Genomic DNA, 17,102 nt, shown 5'->3' with positions numbered 1-17,102 from the left:
CCTTATTTCACTTCGTCGTAGGCACGCTGGATCGCGTCCATGTTCGCATCAACGATTTTCGGCGGCAGCTTGGCAAGAATGCGTTTCATACTGTCCTTGAAAAACTCAATGTCGTACATGCCGGAAATCTTCATGAAAGCACCGAGCATCGGTGTATTCGGAATCGCACGGCCGATCGTCTCCTGAGCGATCTTGATACAGTCGACAGTGTAAACTTTTTTCCCGTCGAGCTTGGGCTGGGATGCCACCAGGTCTTCCGTGCTCATATGGGTTGTAATGATGTAGACCGTCTCCGGCTTGTCGTTGATTGTCACGTCTGTCGTATAGACCAATGCCGGGTCGATAACGAAGACGAAATCGGGGTTCATATATTTTTCATGATTAAGAATTTCATGGTCGTCAACGCGGTTATAGGCGGTCATAGCCGCCCCGCGCTTCGCAGAGCCATAAAAGGCGAAGGCCTGTACATGCTTTCCGGTCGTGGAAACAACATCCGCCAGTCCTTTGGCGCCGGTTACAGCACCTTGTCCCGCACGGCTGTGCCATCTGATTTCGAGCATGGTTTCTCCTCGGGTAAATTTAAGAACAGTATATGCATAATACTACTAACTTATGATGACTATTCTCAGATATCGGGTATTCTAAACCAGTTGCTCTTAAATACAGCTTTTCATTTTTGAAGAGAAAAAAAGGGTGTCAAAACGTTACGTTTCTCCCCTTGTTTGCGATGTATCGGACCGCTTCGAGGGCATTTTTTTCTATAAACGGTGTTAATAAGCGTAATTGCTCTTCGTTATCATATCCGCTTAAAACACCGACGCAACTCACCCCGGCCCGGCGTGCCGCTTCCGCATCCAGACGGGTGTCTCCGATGAGCCAACTGCGGGCCGGATCGCCCCCCATCCGCTCCAGTGCCGTCAACACCGGTTCGGGGTGCGGTTTGGCGTGGGTCACGTCCTCCCGGCCGATCAGCACCTCGAAGGCATCCATCACCCCGAAATGTTCCATCAGCTCCCGGGAGTAGAGCCCGGTCTTCGTCGTGACGATCCCCAGCCGCGCGACGGCCGAAGCGGCTTCGATCGCTTCGCGCGCCTGCGGCAGCAGCACCGTTTTAAGCGTCGAGATGCGGCGGTAGTGCTCTTTGTAGGTCCGGACATACGCTTCTACCGCCTCGGGGGCGATCCCGACGCGCAGGTACATGTCGTCCAGTGTATGCCCGATCAGCGCCTTGATCTCGGCGTCTGAAGGGTGCTCGCCCCCCAGGACCTCAAAAGTGCGGTGAAAGCTCTCGAGGATCGCTTCGGTCGAATCGATCAGCGTACCGTCCAGGTCAAAAAGAATCGTCATCATTCACTCCGGTGCCATTTCCCAATCGATGTAGTTGTGCCAGATTCCCTCCAGCGCCGGCTCGATCGGATGGATCCGTCTGTCGACCACGATAATCTCGTCGGGAATGTAGAGGAAGAGGTAGGGATCGTCATCGGTGATCAGTTTGAACATCCCCTGCCAGATCGTTGAAAGCCGGTCCCGCTCCACCGTCTGCTGCATCCGTTCGATCAGGCTGTCCACTTCACGGTTGTGGTAACCGATAAAGTTGAAGGCGCCAGGCTTGTCGTTATCGGAGTGCCACAGCAGGTAGGGGTCGGGGGTCAGGGAGAGCGCCCACCCCAGCAGGACCGTCTCGAACTCCCGCGGGAAGACGACCATGTTCAAAAAGGCCTGCCACTCCATAATGCGCAGCGTCACCTTGACCCCGATCTTGGAGAGCTGGTGCTGGATGATCTCGGCCGCGTAGGGGCGGACCGGGGTGGCGTTGGAGGTCGCGATTTCGAAGGTGAGCGGATGGGCGTCGTCATAGCCCGCCGCTTTGAGCAGTGCTTTGGCCGCTTCAAGGTCCGGCTGCGGAATGGGCACTTCGGGATTATAGGCGGGGCCGCCGGGCAGGAAAGGGCCCGTACAGACCCTGCCGTGTCCCATAAAGAGGATATCGACCATCGCCTGCCGGTCAATGGCCAGGGAGAGCGCCCGGCGTACCCGCGGGTCCTTGAACTTCTTCAGCCGAAGGTTGAACCCCAGGTAGGTATAGCTGTGCGAGATCTCTTCGATGGGTCGGAACTGCTTGAAAAAAGCCGCGTTCAGCTGCCGCTCGTACTGCATCGCCTCAAGCCCGCTCAGATCGATCTGGCCCGCCTTGAGCATCAAAAAACGCGTTGTCGGGTCGGGAATGACGTGAAAAGCGATGCGGTCGATCTTCGGACGGTGCTCAAAATAATCATCGAATGCCGTCAGTTCGATCTGCTTTGAAAACTCAAGCTTGCTCAGGCGGTACGGCCCCGTACCGACCGGGTTCAGATTGAACGCGCTACTCATAAGATTCTTCTCATCCTTGAGCAGGTGCGCGGGCAGAATCCCCATCATCCAGGTCTCCAGCGCTTTGAAATAGGGCTGTTTGTAACGCACCTTCACCGTATAGGCATCGGGCGCCGTGACCGACTCCACCATCCGGAAGGTCGAGGTGTAGGGGGAGACAACGGAGGGATCGTTGATAATGTTGTAGGTAAAAACGACATCCTCGGAACTGAAAGGGGCGCCGTCCTGCCACTTGACGCCGCGTCGCAGTTTGAAAACGACGGTACGGTTATCCTCGAAACGGTAGGATTCGGCGAGATCGCCGATGATCTCCTTGCCGTCTTTATCAAACTTCACCAGGCCGTTGAAGATAAAGCCGGCGATCTCGCTGCTGGCCGTATCCGTCGCAATGATCGGGTTCAGGCGTGCGGGGTTGGAAGAGGTCGCCAGGTGCAGGGTCGACGCGGCCAGGTACAGCGGTAAGATCAGCAGGTAAAAAATGCGCATGGCGCCATTGTACAGAAGCGGAGATTAGAACAAGGGGTGCTGCCCCCCGAAAGGAGGCGAATCAGGCTTAGTTCGCCTCGATGGAGCGGTCGAAAAGCTCCTGGACGGGACGTTCGTTGTCCACGTAGTATTTGCGGAACGCGTCGATCTGATCCTTGGAGGCCTCGACCGGCGTCTTCAGCAGGTACCACTGTACGTTCTCCGAACACGGCGGCGTCGTCAGGGAGCCGATGTAGTGGAAGTAGTGCGCGGTATCGGATGGCAGCAGATCCTGAGGGTCGATACGGGCTTCGCGGCCGACGTTGCCGACGATGTTGTCAAGCATCGGGTTGTTCTTGCCCTCGGTGAAGAAGACGGCGACCACGGCCAGCTGCTTCGTTTCCGGGTTCTGGTGGACCATGTGCGCGACCATGTCGTAACGCTTGCCGTCGACGGTGTGCTCGCTCTTGCCGTGGAAGTGGAACTGCAGCAGACGGAATTTTTCGCCGTTAAGCTCAATCATTCCCCCGGCTTTCGGCGTGACCTTGATGGAGTGGCCGTTGTCGATGATATCCGCCGTCGTATGGATATCCTCATCCAGGTGGAGCACATACTGCGGGTTCAGAGCGATGGACTTGCCCGGAACGATGTTGATCGGGGACTGGTGATGTCCGATGCCGCAGGTCTTGCTGAACTCTTCCCAGTGGGCCGGACCGTTTTCCGCGTAGTCCCAGTGCGCTTCGTGGTGCGCTTTCGATTCATGTTCCGCCGCAGAGGAGGCCGTAGCGATCAGTGCCGCCGCGACCAGGGATTGTGCCAATGTTTTGAGTGTCATTTCTTCTCCTTTTTATGATGACGTTAGAAGGTGTAGTTCGCGATCACGCGGTATTGGGTGAGGCTGTCGAGCTGACTGACGGTGCCGTCCTTGGATGCCCCGGTGTTGTTGCTGACCCAGATCCCCTTGAGCGCCAGTGAAAAGGCGTCACGCTTGTAAGCCAGCACAGCGTTGATGTCCTGCTGGTCCTTGTCATACCCGGGGCGGTTGTTACTGAACTGCGCCCAGCTGACCGTCGCCTTGAAACCGCTGATGCCCGTAAAGTCGAATCCCTGCGCATAAGCGAGTTTGATCCCCTGGGTACCGCCGATATAGGCGCTGTCGGCCTGAAACGCACTGCCGTAGAGCGACTGGAAGAGGTCATTTGACGTGATCATGTTCGTAAAGAGCGGCGTACCGTCCCAGGGAAGCACGAGCGAGTCATGGTCGCTCGCACTGCGAAGTACTTTCGTGTAGGCGGCAAAGAGGCTCCCCTCGTGGTGGGAGAGCGTCGCCTTGAAGCCGAAGGCGTTGCTGTTCAGCTTCTTTCCGCCGGTAATAGACGTGTTGCTCTCAAGGTTGTCCGCGGCGTTCCCGATGCTCTGCTGGTTGATGTACTGCGCCCCCACGTTCAGGAGCGCCCCGCTCGTTCCCAGCGCATGCGTATAGCCCGCGCCGACGTAGAGGGCATTCATAAAGTCGGGACTGCAGTAGTCATACGCCTCCAGCTTCGCGCCGTAGCCGCTGTAGACGATGCTGACGGGGGCCACGTAACCGGCAGTGTGCCCTGTTACCGTCTCGGTGTCCGCACCGAGGGCGTGTTCGATGATATTGACGAAGTCATTGGAGGTGCGCTGTTTGAAACGGTCGAGGTAGCCGATGCTGAGCGTCGCTCCGCCCAGCGTTGCCGCGGCCATCCCCCCCTGGACCGTGGAGGGAAGCAGCCGGACCTCCTTGGTATGAATGAGCGGTGTCTCATATTTTTTACGGCCGTACCAGAGGGTCATCGGCCCGCGGCTGTACTGCAGGTAGGCCTCCCCCAGGACGGAGAAGCCCTGCGTCGGGTCCGCCACACCGCGCACACCGTTGTCCTTGCCGATAATGGAGGTATCGACCACATTGGGAAGCGCAAAGGGGTTGGTCGTCATGAAGGTCGCCCCCATCTTCAGACCATGCAGCTCCGCCGTTTCGTAACCGAGTTCCCCGCCGATCGTGTTGGCGTGGGCCGAAGAGGTCGTGCCTGCGCCGTTATCCTTATCCGTCTCAATGTAGTAGTACCGGATATTGCCGTATGCCTTTCCGTCCGCGAACCACGCCGCGACAGTGTTGTCTGCCGCCATCAGCGACGCCGAAAGGGCCATCATGCCACTTATTAGATATTTCAATACCCAACCCTTGAAAAAAAAGTGCGCAGATTCTAACGAAACGGGTAAAGAAAGAAAAATAAATAAAGTTGAATGTTTTGTGAAAGAAAGATAAAGAAAGTGAATATCTGCCCCGAAGGGAGCAGAAAAAGCGTTAACGCTTGGAGAACTGCGGTGAACGGCGTGCTTTGCGTTTACCCGGTTTCTTACGTTCGACGACGCGTGAGTCACGTGTCATCATACCCGCCGGTTTGAGGACCGCACGGAACGTTTCGTCGTACTTGACGAGGGCACGGGAGATCCCGTGGCGAAGCGCGTCGGCCTGGCCGCCGAAACCGCCGCCGAGTGTTGTGGCGACGATATCAACAGAGCTGTCCTGCTTCGTCATTGCCAGCGGCTGCTTGACACGCAGTTTTTTTGCTTCGAGACCGCCCAGCCAGGCATCAAGGGAGAGACCGTTTACGGTAATCTTGCCCGTACCCGGCGTCAGCCATACTTTTGCGATGGAAGACTTGCGGCGTCCAGTTGCGTATGTTTTTGCCATGATTCAGTATCCTTACTTAGCGATCTGTGCAGTGTGAGGGTGTTCCTCGCCTGCATAGACTTTGAGTTTTTTCAGCATTGCACGGCCGAGCTTCGTTTTCGGAAGCATACCGCGTGTAGCCAGCTTGTAGAGTTTTTCCGGGTTCTTCTCGAGAAGCTCGGTCATCTTGACGCTCTTTGTGCTACCGAAGTAACCGCTGTGCGTGAAATACTCTTTGTTTGCGACTTTGCCCGCACCGTTGAACTTCGCTTTGGAAGCGTTGATGATGACGACGAAGTCGCCGCAGTCAACGTTCGGTGTGAAATATGGCTTGTCTTTACCGCGGAGGCGCGTCGCGACTTCCGTGATCAGACGGCCGAATGTTTTGCCTTCAGCATCGATCAGCACCCAGTTGCGCTCGATCTGCTCAGGCGATGCAATTTTCGTAAATTTCATCTTGCGACCCTTAGTGAATATAAAAGTGTGAAAGTATATCCGTTTAAACTTATAATTTACTGAATTTAAGTTATGTATAAGGGTCACACCCCAACGATCTCCACCCCCTCTTCCAGCACATAACAGAGGTACCCTTCCACCGGCATCTCCGTGATCGCCCGAACCGCCTTGACGTAGAACCCGACCTGTTCGCGGTGTTCGGACTCGTAGCGGCGCGCGCTTTTGTAATCGATGACGACCCAGCGCTCCTCCTGGCGCACCAGCAGGTCGAGGTAGCGCAGCTCCCCCTCATACATCAGCGGCTGCTCCCGGGCGATCTCCCCCTCGACGAGGCGGCGGAAGGTTTCATCGCCCAGCAGGCGCGTCAGCCTTGCGCGTATCGTCTCAAATACGCCGCCGTCGAGCAGTGCCCCGTAGCGGTTGGTGACGGCGGTCATCGCCGCCGCCAGGGCCTCGGGCTCGAAGGCGGCCATCATCTCCAGCGCATAATGCATCGCCAGCCCGAAGGTGACGGCGAAGGGCTCCTCCGCGACGGCCGCCTTTTCGGCGCTAACGACCTCCGTCTGCCGTCCGAGGGCCAGGGGTGTATAGGGGATATCCCTCGGCGCCTCCGGCAGCGCCGGCGCGGCGGCCAGCACCCCCTCCTCGCCCAGCGTCATCGGCGTAAGGCCGAGCCGCTCGAACATCGACTCTTTGGGTTTGCGCACGACATAAAGATTCTCCCGGGCCCGGGTAAAGGCGACATAGAGGGCGTTGAGGGCATCATCATCCGCCAGGGCGGCTTCGCGTTCCAGCGCCGCGGCGTACCCGGGGTCGAACTCGGCCCGTTTGCTCTGGCGCAGATAGAGCGTGCGCAGCTCCACCCCCTCGTAGGCATAGAGGATCGGGGCCGTGTCCGCTTTTTTGCGCCCCAGCCGGTCGAGCACGACGACATAGGGGTACTCCAGCCCCTTCGACTTGTGGACCGTCAGCACCCGCACCCCCTCGCGCTCCTGGGTGACGGCCTTCGTATCGATACGTTCGTGTTCGAACAAAAAGGCCTCCAGGTCACGGAAGCGCTCCAGCACCTCCAGGAAACGGACGATGTTCAGATCCCCGTCAAAAAGCCCGAAACGCACGGTCACCTCCCGTACGGCTTCCGCCGGCGCGTCAAAGGCGCGCGCGGGCCGCGGCAGCGGCTGCACCGCGATGTCGGCCAGGGCGCAGAAGTTTCGGGCATAGATCTCCGCGTCGAAATAGCAGTATTTGAGGTATTCGATCACCGCGCGGACCCGCCGCTGCGCGATCAGCCGCGAGGTCGTCTCTGTCACCACGTCGATCTGCCGGGCGTTGAGCGTCTCCTGGACGGCGCCGCCGTCCTTGTTCGTCGCCGTCAGTACGGCGATCTCCCCGGGAGCGGCCCCGAGGGCCAGCAGCCGTTCGACGATGGCTGTCATCCCCTCCAGCGGCGTTTCGTCCTCGACGATCTCCACGTAGCCCGGGCGCGCCCCCGGCTTGGTGAGCTGATCCTCGTAGCCGTCGATGCGACCGCGGAAGGTGTCGTTGACGAAGGTGACGACGTTCACGCTGCTGCGCCAGTTCGTCCGCAGCGAGTCGACCGTGAGCCCGTACCTGCCGGTCACCGCCCCGAACAGCTCCTTGGTGCCGCCGCGGAAGCGGTAGATGGACTGCTTGACGTCCCCGACGAGGAAGAAGGAGTGGTGTTCGCGCACCCCGCTGCCCGAGACCATTTCCTCCACGAGCGGCTGCAAAATCTCAAACTGCAGGACCGAGGTGTCCTGAAACTCGTCGAGTAGCAGGTGGGAGATGTGGCTGTCAAGGCGGAAATAGAGAAACTCCCGGTCGATGCGCTCGCCCAGCAGGTAGTAGACCAGGGCCGTGATGTCGTCGAAGCTGAGCTCATTGTCCTCTTTGGCCACGGTGAGCTTCGCACTCTTATAGAGATCGAGCAGTTCAAAGAGATGGGCGAAGAAGGTCTGCTCTTTGGCCTGCATATACCCCTGAAGCGCCCCCTGCAGCTGCTGTAACAGCACGTCCATCTGGGGATCATGGTGCTTTTTGAAGTCCCAGTACTCCAAAGAGGGCTTCACCGTCCAGGTTTTGCCGATCAGCGCCTCGACGCTCTCCGCCTCCAGCGCTTTGCGCCCCCGGTCGCTCAGCGCCTTGCCCCCAAACAGTGCCACCAGCTGCGCATGCAGCGCCATCGCCCGCGCCTCGTGCGGAGCCATCGCCGCCGCCTCGAACTGCAGATGACGCAGCTGCGGCGCCTTGGCGTAGAGGGCATCGAGGAGGCCGAAGATATCGCTGACCCGTTTCGCGCTGATTTGCGCCATCGCGACGAGGGTATTCTCCTTCCCCTCGATCTCGCAGAGCTTCAGAAAACGCGCCATCACCTTCAGCTCATGCTGCGCCTCGAAGGTGCCGAAGTTCGGCATGATCCCCGCGTGCAGGGCGAATTTCCGCAGAATCCGCGCGAAGAAACTGTCAATCGTCATCACCTTCGTATCGGCGGCCAAGAGCCGTTTCAATACCTCGGGACGCCGCTGCAGGATCGCCGTGTCGTCCGCACCGCAGAGTGCCGCGATCTCTTTCAGTTCATCGCGCTCGTGCAGATGCGTCAACGCCTCGATCAGACGCTCCTGCATCTCGTTGGCCGCCTTGTTCGTAAAGGTCAATGCAACGATCTCGTCGGGGCTCTCCCCCATAAAGAGGAGGCTGAGGTAGCGCACGACAAGGCTGAAGGTCTTCCCGCTGCCCGCACTGGCCATCAGGGCCTGGAAAGGAACAAAACCGCTCACTGCATCTCCCTTTGGCAGAGGTGGGCATAGTCGCAGAAGCGGCAGGCCGAAAGCTCTTCAGTCATGTCGAAACTGAAGCGTTTCGTCTCGCGCAGCTCCGCCAAATGTTCATTAAGCAGCTCGCGTTTGCGGCCGTGCAGCGGGTCGCAGATAATCTCCCCGCTGTTCAGGTCATAATAGCCCGCGTAGGCGACCTCGCCCTGCTGCTCCGACAGCAGGGCGTAGAACTCCAGCTGGAAATCCGTCGCGTTTTCGACGGTTTTGACCGTGTAGAGGGGGTACTTCCCGCTTTTATAATCCAGCACCTCCAACCCCTCCGGCCCGTGGTCGATGCGGTCGATCCGTCCTTCAAGCGTCAGTCCGGCGTGTTCCATCGTCAGCTTTGTCTCGCACGCTTTGACCCGCACCTCGGCGAAGCGGTTGATCTCATGTTCAAAGAAAGGGTCCAGTTTTTTGAGCCACAGCTGCTCCAGAAATCGCTCCAGCGGGCTGCCGCCGCTGTGCGCTGCAAGGGCCTGGGCCACGGCGGCCTTGAGCGTTTTCGCATCACGGTACTGCTCCTGTTCCGCATAGACGTCGCGCAGGGCGTTGTGCAGGGCGTTGCCGATCGCGTGCTCCTCGGGCATCTCCCTCGGCAGTTCGTGGGGCGCAATCGCGGCAACGTAGCGGTGATAGAAACGGCGGCGGCACTCCAGGAAGGTTTTCAGTGCCGTCGCGGAGAGCGGCCGGGCGGAAAAATCGTAATCGGCTTCGACTGCCTCGACCGGCAGCGAACGCTTCGGCGTGCGGGAAAAGAGAATCTCCGCCCAGGCATCGTCGGCGTAGCGGCGCTCCGTGTCGATCCCCATCTCTTTGAGAAAGCGGCTCGGCAGGGTCGTCTCGTTGGAGACGTAGCTGATCTCCACCCGTCTGGCGCGGGAGATGAGCTGGTAATAGAACTGTTTCTGCAGCGCTTCGCGCTCCCCCGTCGTCGGAAGCCCCGCCCGTCCCCGCACCAGGGAGTTGATGAAGAGATCCTTGTCGCTTCTGTGGGGCACGTAGGCGTCATTGAAATCGACGATGATCACCCCGTCGAATCGGCAGCCCCTTGTTTCCAGCACACCCATCACGGTCACCTTCCCCCCGCGTACGTCGTCCAGGCTCCTTCCTCGCACCCGGTTGATAAAGAGGTGTAGCAGCGAGCGCAGAGAACTCTCCCCCAGCCTCGGGATCAGCCGCTCGAAATAGAAACGCTCTTCGCGCACGATGGCGCCGACCGCTTCGGATTCGCCCTCAAGCAGCGCCTCGGTCACCTCCGTGAAGCGGTCGCTGTCGCACCCCTCGGCATACAGCGAGATCATAGCGCGGTACCCCTCCCCGAAAAGCCGCTCAAGCCGCATCGTGTTCTCGACGCCGGGGTGTTCGGCAAAGGCCATCAGCGCCTCGCAGCGTCGTACGAAGAGGCTCTGCTGCACCCCTTCGCCCATGGCGAAGTTGAAGTTCCCTTCCGCATCGAAACCCCGCAGCAACGGGACAAACCCCTCGTCCGGCAGCACGACGGCGATCCGTTCCGGTACGATCCCCTCCGAAATCATCTCGTACACTTTCTGCTTGACAAAAGCCGACTGCAAAATCCGCTCGGAGAGCGGCATCGCCTTGATGCTTGCCTCGTGCCGCAGCGGCACCGTCTCCGCGATCGACAGCGAGGCGAGATCGATCTGGTACTGATTTCCCACCGCCGTCTCCACCCCGAGCTCAGCAAGCTTCTGCTGCATTTTCCCGTTATAGGGCGTCGCATCAAAACGCAGCGTCAGCGGCACCAGTCCGGCGATCTCCCGCAGGAGTTGCAGCTCGAAATTCGTCAAATACCCCTCGGCAAGCACCTCCATGGCGCCCTGCGCCTCTACCCACGCGCGGTTCAGCCGGTAGAGTTCCGGCACGAAGATGCGGTCGAGGATCTTGCGCTCGAAGCAGAGCTGCCGGTAGCGCTCGCGCAGCAGCTTCAAGATGGCGATGTGCTCGGCGAAGTCCCCGTAGGTATCTGCGCTGTCGAGGGCGTCGATGTCGACAAGTTCCCCGGAGAGCTCTTCGAAAAAGCGGAAAAGGTAGGCGGCGTTGCGGGTGAAAGTAAAGAAGTTGCGCTCGATTTTGAGTTCGGAGAAGGCGTCGAAGTCCGCGGCTTCAAGCAGCGTCAGGGTCCGGGTGTCAGGGTCGACGTTCCCGAAGCCCTCGACGACGACCGCCCGCGACATCAGTTCGCCCATCGTCATGAAACGCTGCAACAGCGTGTTTTGGGAGCGCAGTTCCAGCAGCTGTTCCCTGATGGCGCGGGATGTCGGCAATACCGTCGTCACAGGCTCCCCTTTTTAAAGAGGAGTATAGCGCTACCGTTCTGAAAAAGGGGAAAAGATGACCCGGTGTCAGTATTCGAAGACGTTGGGGTAGCGGGTATCGGCTTTGAGGTTCAGGTAGCGCTTGTCGTCACCGATATTGACCTGGGCGAGGATATCCCAACGCCCCTCTTTGGGCAGGGTGACCGTCTCGAAGGTGTAGATGCCGCCCTCGACCGTCCCCAGGGCGACGGTCATGTCATACGCATGGGTACCCGGACGGGTCAGACGCAGCGTGACATTCGCGTCATCCACGGGTGTCCCGTCGCGTGTCAGCAGCTTGAACTTGACGACGGCGCCGTCGGCTTTGAATGTCTCCGTCACATAGGTGAGTTCATACTTCTTGTCAAAGGCGATCTTGTTACGGATGATCGCGTTGGCGTCATGTTCAAAGTGGCGGTAGTCCTGCATATCGAGATCGCTCAACTGTACCGGATTGTCGAGCGCTTTCTGCACCGTCCAGTAGCTCAGTCCCACGACACACAGAATGCCTCCGACCACGATCCAAGGCCATTTTCTCCCGGGGTTACTGCTCATCAGTCTGTTTCCTTTTTCTCATCTTATTTCTTATAAAGATTATAAGTGCGTAAAGAATGATGCCATAAAAGACTAAACGCAAAAGATCAAGAAAAATCTTACCTTCGTTTCCTGCGGAAGTACTAAGCTCTACGTTGCGGGTCTCGGCGATCTGGTCTGCGATATCCGCATAGCCGTTGTACATCGCGACGGAGTACTTTTTGACCGTATCCACGCCTTTTGTTTTCTGGCCGAGAATCGGCAGGATCGTCCCGCCGTAGTTGTCCATGATTTCATTGTAATTTTCCCAGCTGCGGGCGAACATCACGGCACTGATCAGCGCATCTGCAAACGTTGCGTTGGGGCTGAGCACCTGCTTGCGGTTGAAATCCTTATATAATGACGACGGCTGTGCGAAAATCTCGACATCTTTGCGCTCTTCAACGAAAGCCAAAACGACAAACGGCTCTTGCAGCTCGTCAGCAAGTATGTTTTTCAGATCGGCAATCGTCTGGTTTTCCTCCAGATCGTGCAACATGACCAGATAGAGCGATACACCGGTTTTTCCATAGAGCTCGTCACCATAGGCTTCAATCTGCTTGGCAAAAAGATCGTTGTGGACGACATCGTCTTTATATAAAAAATTCGCATGGAGACTCAGGGAAGTGATTAGCGTGAGGATGAGGGCCGCCAGCCCTCTTGGAAAGGTCAATTAAGTTTCCTTAACCGACGAAAAGGTGGTTCGGTGTCAGTACCGCCCAAAGGGTAACGGCAGCGCTGACAACCAGCAGCGCCGTAATGATAAAGTTCATATCAATTTTCATTTACCCCTCCTTTTAGTTAACCAAAACGCGTTTCGCCGCGTTATCTTTGTTGATCATCTGGATCGACTTCTCGTTCTCGATTTTGTAGAACTTGTCCGCGTTAGCCTGCTGTGCCCCCAGTGCCATCATCGTAAGATAGACCAGGATACCCAGGAGCAGGACCGTTGCGATGAGCATACCGGTGACGCCGTCAAGCGCGAAAACACCTCTATTCGTATTTTCCATCTATCGCTCCTTATTTACTCAGGCTGGTCACGTATGCACCCAGCGCTTCTTTCTGAATGTCGGTCAGGTTGGCAAAGGCCGGCATTGCACCGATCGCACCCTTCTTACCGTGGTTCAGAACATTGACAACCAGTTCCGGCGTAAATGCTGCAACGCTCGGCGCAACGTAAGGCTGACCCATACCGTCCGCACCGTGACATGCCGCACAAGTTCCGGCAAAGATATCAGCACCGGCGCCTTTCATGCCGTTAGCAACGTATTTGGAAACCGTGTCGATCTCCGCATCCGTGATCAGCGCACCCGTGTTCGCATTGAACAGACCGTTGCGATCCGGCATCGGCATTTCCGTACCGAGCAGCTGGTTGTTGGAACCGTTCTCGATAACGTATTTGACCGTGGTGACTTCAAGACGCTGGTTCAGGTTCGCCGCTTTGCCGTCGATACCGTCTGCCGCGAGACCGTGACACGGAGCACACTGAACGATAAAGACCGAGTTCCCCATCTCAACTTTCGTATCAGCGTCCATGTCAGCGTATTTCGCGTTGAACTCCGCGTCATGCGTTGCCACTTCTTCATTGTATTCACCGATCTGTGAATAGGCGTTGACCGGGTAGCCGGCAACAAAGTACCAAACCGCCCAGATGACCAGGCCGGCGAAGATGATCGCCCAGCCGAACGGCAGTTCGTTTTTATACTCACCGATGCCGTCCCAGTTCTCTTCTGCAAGTTCACCAGAAGCGGTGTCCATCTGCATTTGGCGAACATACTTGGTAACCACAACAACCGCGATGATCGCCGTCGCTGCCGCACCCAGAAGCGCCAGTGCACCCATATAGTCCTTGCCGCCGAGAATGCCCCCGGCCATCTGCCATGTGATTCCCAGCAGGATCACAATGAACAGGGCACCTAAAATATACAGCTTATTCATTTATGCCTCCTCTTTTTTCGTCTCTTCGTTTTCCGAGACGCTTTCTACCGGATTATCGGTAATATCGTCATTGAGCGCCATATCACCATACTTCTCGTAATTGCGACGCCCTTTCTTCTCGCTGCTATAGAGGTGGTAGATGTAGCTATATAGCACCACCACCAAGAACACCGTAAAGAAGAAGTAGGCATACGCCGAAAAGGTGTTGACATCCACGCGCTAGTCCTTACTTCAGGCTGTTCAGATATGCAATCAGAGCAACAATTTCAGGAACCTGGCCGTTGGCGACCATATCTTTGACATCCTGATCTTTCATGTCTGCTGCAATCAGCTTAGCTTCGGCAAGCGCATCGGCTTTCGCACCGTCAAGTGAACCGGCCAGTTTGACCGTTGCCGTACCGCCGTCTGTCATCGGGATCGGCTTGTTATAAGGTACGTTGAACACCTTGTTGACCGTGACCTGCTCCGCATAAGCGGTGTCGATATCCGCCAGGTTTTTGAACATCCAGCGGTACGCCGGCATGATGGAACCCGGAACGATCGCTGCAGGATCTTTCATATGGTTTTCGTGCCAGTCTGTCGTACGGTAGTTACCGACACGCATCAGGTCCGGACCGGTACGTTTGGAACCCCAGAGGAACGGACGGTCATACGCATACTCACCGCTGAGGGAGTAGTGACCGTAGCGGTCAGTCTCGGATTTGAACGGACGAATCAGCTGAGAGTGACATGCATTACAGCTGTTCTTGATATAAACATGGCGGCCTGCCAGTTCCAACGTCGAGTACGGTTTCGTACCGATCGTCGGCTGGGAAGCCTCCGCAAAGTTCGGCAGGTTCTCAATGAGACCCGCAAACGCAATTGTGACAAAAACGGCTACCGCGAAAAAGAACGGATGCTTTTCTAACCAGTGAAACATATTTCCCCTCCTTCTTTCTTACGCTGCCATCGGCGAAGCGCTTTGCAGTTCGCTCTCTTCAACACGGCGGCCGGCAGTCGCAGTTTTGTACATATTCCATGCCCACATGAACATACCGAGGAAGTAGAGTGTACCACCAACAGCACGGATCGTGTAGTACGGGTGCAGGACTGTAACGGTATCGATGAAAGAGTAAGCGAGGTTACCGAACTCATCGTGTGCACGCCACATCATACCCTGCGTAATACCCGCAATCCACATGGAAGTGAAGTACAGGACAACACCCAGTGTCTGGATCCAGAACTGCGTGTTCATCAGAGACTTGGAGTAGATCTCGCGTTTGTAAACACGCGGTGCCATGTGCAGGAGTGCTGCAATGATCATGAAGGAGACCCAACCGAGAACACCGTCGTGTACGTGACCGACGATCCAGTCAGTAAAGTGCGCCAGTGCGTTAACAGATTTGATCGCCTGGATCGGACCTTCGAGCGTAGAGAACATGTAGAACGTAGACGCAAGAACCATGAACTTAATCAGCGGGTTGGTCGCAACCTGGTTCCACTCACCTTTCATCGTAAGCAGCATGTTGATCGCAGAACCCCAAGACGGCAGAATCAGGACGACAGAGAAGACAGAACCCATTGTCTGCATCCAGTCAGGTACCGTAGAGAAGAGCAGGTGGTGACCGCCGGCCCAGAGGTAAACGAACATCAGACCCCAGAATGCGAGCAGGGAGAGCTTATAGGAATAAACCGCCTGACCGGACTCTTTCGGGAGGAAGTAGTAGATCATTGCAACGATAGGAACCGTGAACCCGAAGGCAACGGCGTTGTGACCGTACCACCACTGAACAAGCGCGTCATTCGTACCCGCATACATGGAAACAGAGTGGTACCATGCACCCGCACCGGAGAGCAGCGCCGTCGGAACTTCCATATTGTTGAAGAGGTAAAGCATAGCGATACCGAGGAAAGTTGCGATGTAGTACCAGACAGAGATATACAGTGATTTCTCACGGCGGATACCGATGAGACCGAAGATCTGAATACCGAACAGGACCCAGATAACAACGATCAGAATATCGATCGGCCATTCAAACTCTGCATACTCCTTTGACGTCGTGATCCCCAAAAGCAGTGAACCAACGATCGCAACGACCGCGAGAAGATAGAGGGCGAACTGAAGTTTTGCTGTTACCATCAAGAACTTCGATTCCGCCATAGACACCTTCAGTACACGCTGGCCAACGTAGAACCACGTCGCCATGATACCGCTAACCGTAAACCCGAAAATGACTGCATCTGTATGCAGCGGGCGCAGACGGCTGAAGTTCGTAAACTCAGCGAGCCCTTCCCCGGCAATCAGGTTCACACTCGGAAATGCCAGTTCCCATGCCAAGATGACACCGATCAGCATTCCGACAATACCCAATACAATTGTCATAAACATCCACAATTTGGCAATTGTATAGTCGTACTCCAATGGACGATTTTCCATTACAAGCCTCCTTAGATTTCAAAGCGTAAAAGGTCCCGGACGGGCACCTGCAAAACCAAAAGCACGCTTACGGTTTTGCAGACGCTCCATTTCCGAGACTATTTGACCCCATCATATTAACAGCGGAAATATTTAATGAATCTTAAATTTTTTAAAATGTGAGAGATATTGATAGTTTAACTAAATTTTTAAGTTTAATTTCATCTTCGTGGGTAAAATCGTATCAGCTTATAGTTTTGATTACCATTTCAGGGCACTCTGAGGGGGTATCGCTCCGCGAAATACCGTGAGGCTGCCCCTTCTGTGGCGCGTTGTACCACGTCTCGAACTGCAGGTACGCTTTCATCAGTGTCCAGCCGCCAAATGCGATCACCGTCACGGCGGCGAGCTGAATCATGACGCTGCGGAATTTTGTCTGGGAGAAGAACCCGACGACGTAGGCAAAGGAGAAGAGCGTCGGGATTGTAAAGAGCCCGAAGATCGCCATCACCGCCGCGCCGTAGAGTGCCGACTGCGTCGTTGTCGCCGTCACGAGCATCGTATAGACGAGGCCGCAGGGAAAAAGGCCGTTCAAAACGCCCAGAATATAAAAACTCATCGGCGTCGCCGACGTCAGCTGCGCCGTGAAGACCCGCTTGAACCAACTGTAGTTCGTAATCGGCACCTCGATGGAGGTGAGAAACTTGAGCTTTCCGGCAAAGGAGAGTCCCATAAGGATCATCATCACCCCCGCCACGGCATACATAATGGAGCGCGTCAGGGGGCTGACGTCCCAGAACGATCCGAAATAACCGAACAGCGCACCGAAGAGCGTATAGGTCGTAATACGCCCGATATTATAGAGGAAGTGGTAAAAAGCACTCTGGGTTTTGGAGAAGCGGGGTTTGATCTTTGCGGTCGTGTACGTAACGATAAAGCCTCCGCACATGCCGATGCAGTGACCAATGGAGCCCAGCAGGGCGAAGGTGATAATGGCCGTCCACTCTATTGATGTCACTGTCGCTCCCACTGTTTTTACAGAGTATAGCCTCTGA

17 protein-coding genes are annotated in these 17,102 nt (G+C 56.4%); all 17 read right to left on the bottom strand.

What is annotated here, in order from left to right:
- Positions 1–2: 2 nt before the first annotated feature.
- On the bottom strand, positions 3–560 hold the full coding sequence (locus LOH54_RS00995; protein ID WP_231019746.1) for a pyruvate flavodoxin oxidoreductase subunit gamma: 558 nt from the start codon (positions 558–560) through the stop codon (positions 3–5).
- Between the two features lie 136 nt (positions 561–696).
- The gene (locus LOH54_RS00990; protein WP_231019745.1) at positions 697–1,347 is read right to left on the bottom strand and encodes an HAD family hydrolase; all 651 of its coding nucleotides are present in this window, start codon (positions 1,345–1,347) and stop codon (positions 697–699) included.
- A 3-nt stretch (positions 1,348–1,350) separates the two neighbouring features.
- Complete coding sequence (locus LOH54_RS00985; RefSeq protein ID WP_231019743.1) at positions 1,351–2,856, bottom strand: peptide-binding protein; 1,506 nt, start codon at positions 2,854–2,856, stop codon at positions 1,351–1,353.
- 67 nt (positions 2,857–2,923) lie between these two features.
- Entirely contained in the window at positions 2,924–3,670 is a 747-nt protein-coding gene (locus LOH54_RS00980) for a carbonic anhydrase (RefSeq protein WP_231019741.1), read from the bottom strand.
- A gap of 23 nt (positions 3,671–3,693) precedes the next feature.
- Entirely contained in the window at positions 3,694–5,013 is a 1,320-nt protein-coding gene (locus tag LOH54_RS00975; protein ID WP_231019739.1) for an OprD family outer membrane porin, read from the bottom strand.
- Positions 5,014–5,167: 154 nt separating this feature from the next.
- Complete coding sequence (rpsI, locus tag LOH54_RS00970) at positions 5,168–5,557, bottom strand: 30S ribosomal protein S9 (RefSeq protein ID WP_231019738.1); 390 nt, start codon at positions 5,555–5,557, stop codon at positions 5,168–5,170.
- A 12-nt stretch (positions 5,558–5,569) separates the two neighbouring features.
- Entirely contained in the window at positions 5,570–5,992 is a 423-nt protein-coding gene (gene rplM, locus LOH54_RS00965) for a 50S ribosomal protein L13 (RefSeq protein ID WP_231019735.1), read from the bottom strand.
- An 83-nt stretch (positions 5,993–6,075) separates the two neighbouring features.
- Positions 6,076–8,790 (bottom strand): RecB-like helicase, encoded by a 2,715-nt coding sequence (locus LOH54_RS00960; protein WP_231019734.1) that lies wholly within the window; start codon positions 8,788–8,790, stop codon positions 6,076–6,078.
- The gene (locus LOH54_RS00955) at positions 8,787–11,123 is read right to left on the bottom strand and encodes a PD-(D/E)XK nuclease family protein (protein WP_231019732.1); all 2,337 of its coding nucleotides are present in this window, start codon (positions 11,121–11,123) and stop codon (positions 8,787–8,789) included. Before LOH54_RS00955 ends, LOH54_RS00960 begins: the two co-directional genes overlap by 4 nt.
- A gap of 66 nt (positions 11,124–11,189) precedes the next feature.
- Entirely contained in the window at positions 11,190–11,696 is a 507-nt protein-coding gene (locus LOH54_RS00950) for a FixH family protein (protein ID WP_231019730.1), read from the bottom strand.
- Positions 11,686–12,387 (bottom strand): 3-dehydroquinate dehydratase, encoded by a 702-nt coding sequence (locus tag LOH54_RS00945; protein WP_231019727.1) that lies wholly within the window; start codon positions 12,385–12,387, stop codon positions 11,686–11,688. Before LOH54_RS00945 ends, LOH54_RS00950 begins: the two co-directional genes overlap by 11 nt.
- 124 nt (positions 12,388–12,511) lie before the next feature.
- On the bottom strand, positions 12,512–12,724 hold the full coding sequence (locus LOH54_RS00940) for a DUF4006 family protein (RefSeq protein WP_231019726.1): 213 nt from the start codon (positions 12,722–12,724) through the stop codon (positions 12,512–12,514).
- A 10-nt stretch (positions 12,725–12,734) separates the two neighbouring features.
- Positions 12,735–13,652 (bottom strand): c-type cytochrome, encoded by a 918-nt coding sequence (locus LOH54_RS00935; protein ID WP_231019725.1) that lies wholly within the window; start codon positions 13,650–13,652, stop codon positions 12,735–12,737.
- A complete protein-coding gene (locus LOH54_RS00930) occupies positions 13,653–13,868 on the bottom strand; it encodes a cytochrome c oxidase, cbb3-type, CcoQ subunit (protein WP_231019724.1) in 216 nt (71 codons plus the stop codon).
- A gap of 10 nt (positions 13,869–13,878) precedes the next feature.
- Positions 13,879–14,571, bottom strand: coding sequence for a cytochrome-c oxidase, cbb3-type subunit II (gene ccoO / locus LOH54_RS00925; RefSeq protein ID WP_231019723.1), 693 nt, complete (start codon positions 14,569–14,571; stop codon positions 13,879–13,881).
- Positions 14,572–14,589: 18 nt separating this feature from the next.
- Positions 14,590–16,068, bottom strand: a complete 1,479-nt coding sequence (gene ccoN / locus LOH54_RS00920; RefSeq protein ID WP_231019722.1) for a cytochrome-c oxidase, cbb3-type subunit I — start codon at positions 16,066–16,068, stop codon at positions 14,590–14,592.
- 223 nt (positions 16,069–16,291) lie between these two features.
- Positions 16,292–17,065 carry a sulfite exporter TauE/SafE family protein gene (locus LOH54_RS00915; protein WP_231019721.1) on the bottom strand — a complete coding sequence of 258 codons (774 nt, stop codon included), beginning with the start codon at positions 17,063–17,065 and terminating at the stop codon, positions 16,292–16,294.
- Positions 17,066–17,102 lie beyond the last annotated feature (37 nt).

Origin of the sequence: Sulfurimonas sp. HSL-3221, from assembly GCF_021044585.1 — a bacterium.
Taxonomy (GTDB): domain Bacteria; phylum Campylobacterota; class Campylobacteria; order Campylobacterales; family Sulfurimonadaceae; genus Thiomicrolovo; species Thiomicrolovo sulfuroxydans.
Note: the sequence above shows the minus strand (reverse complement) of the source record. Positions and strands in the feature narration are given on the sequence as shown.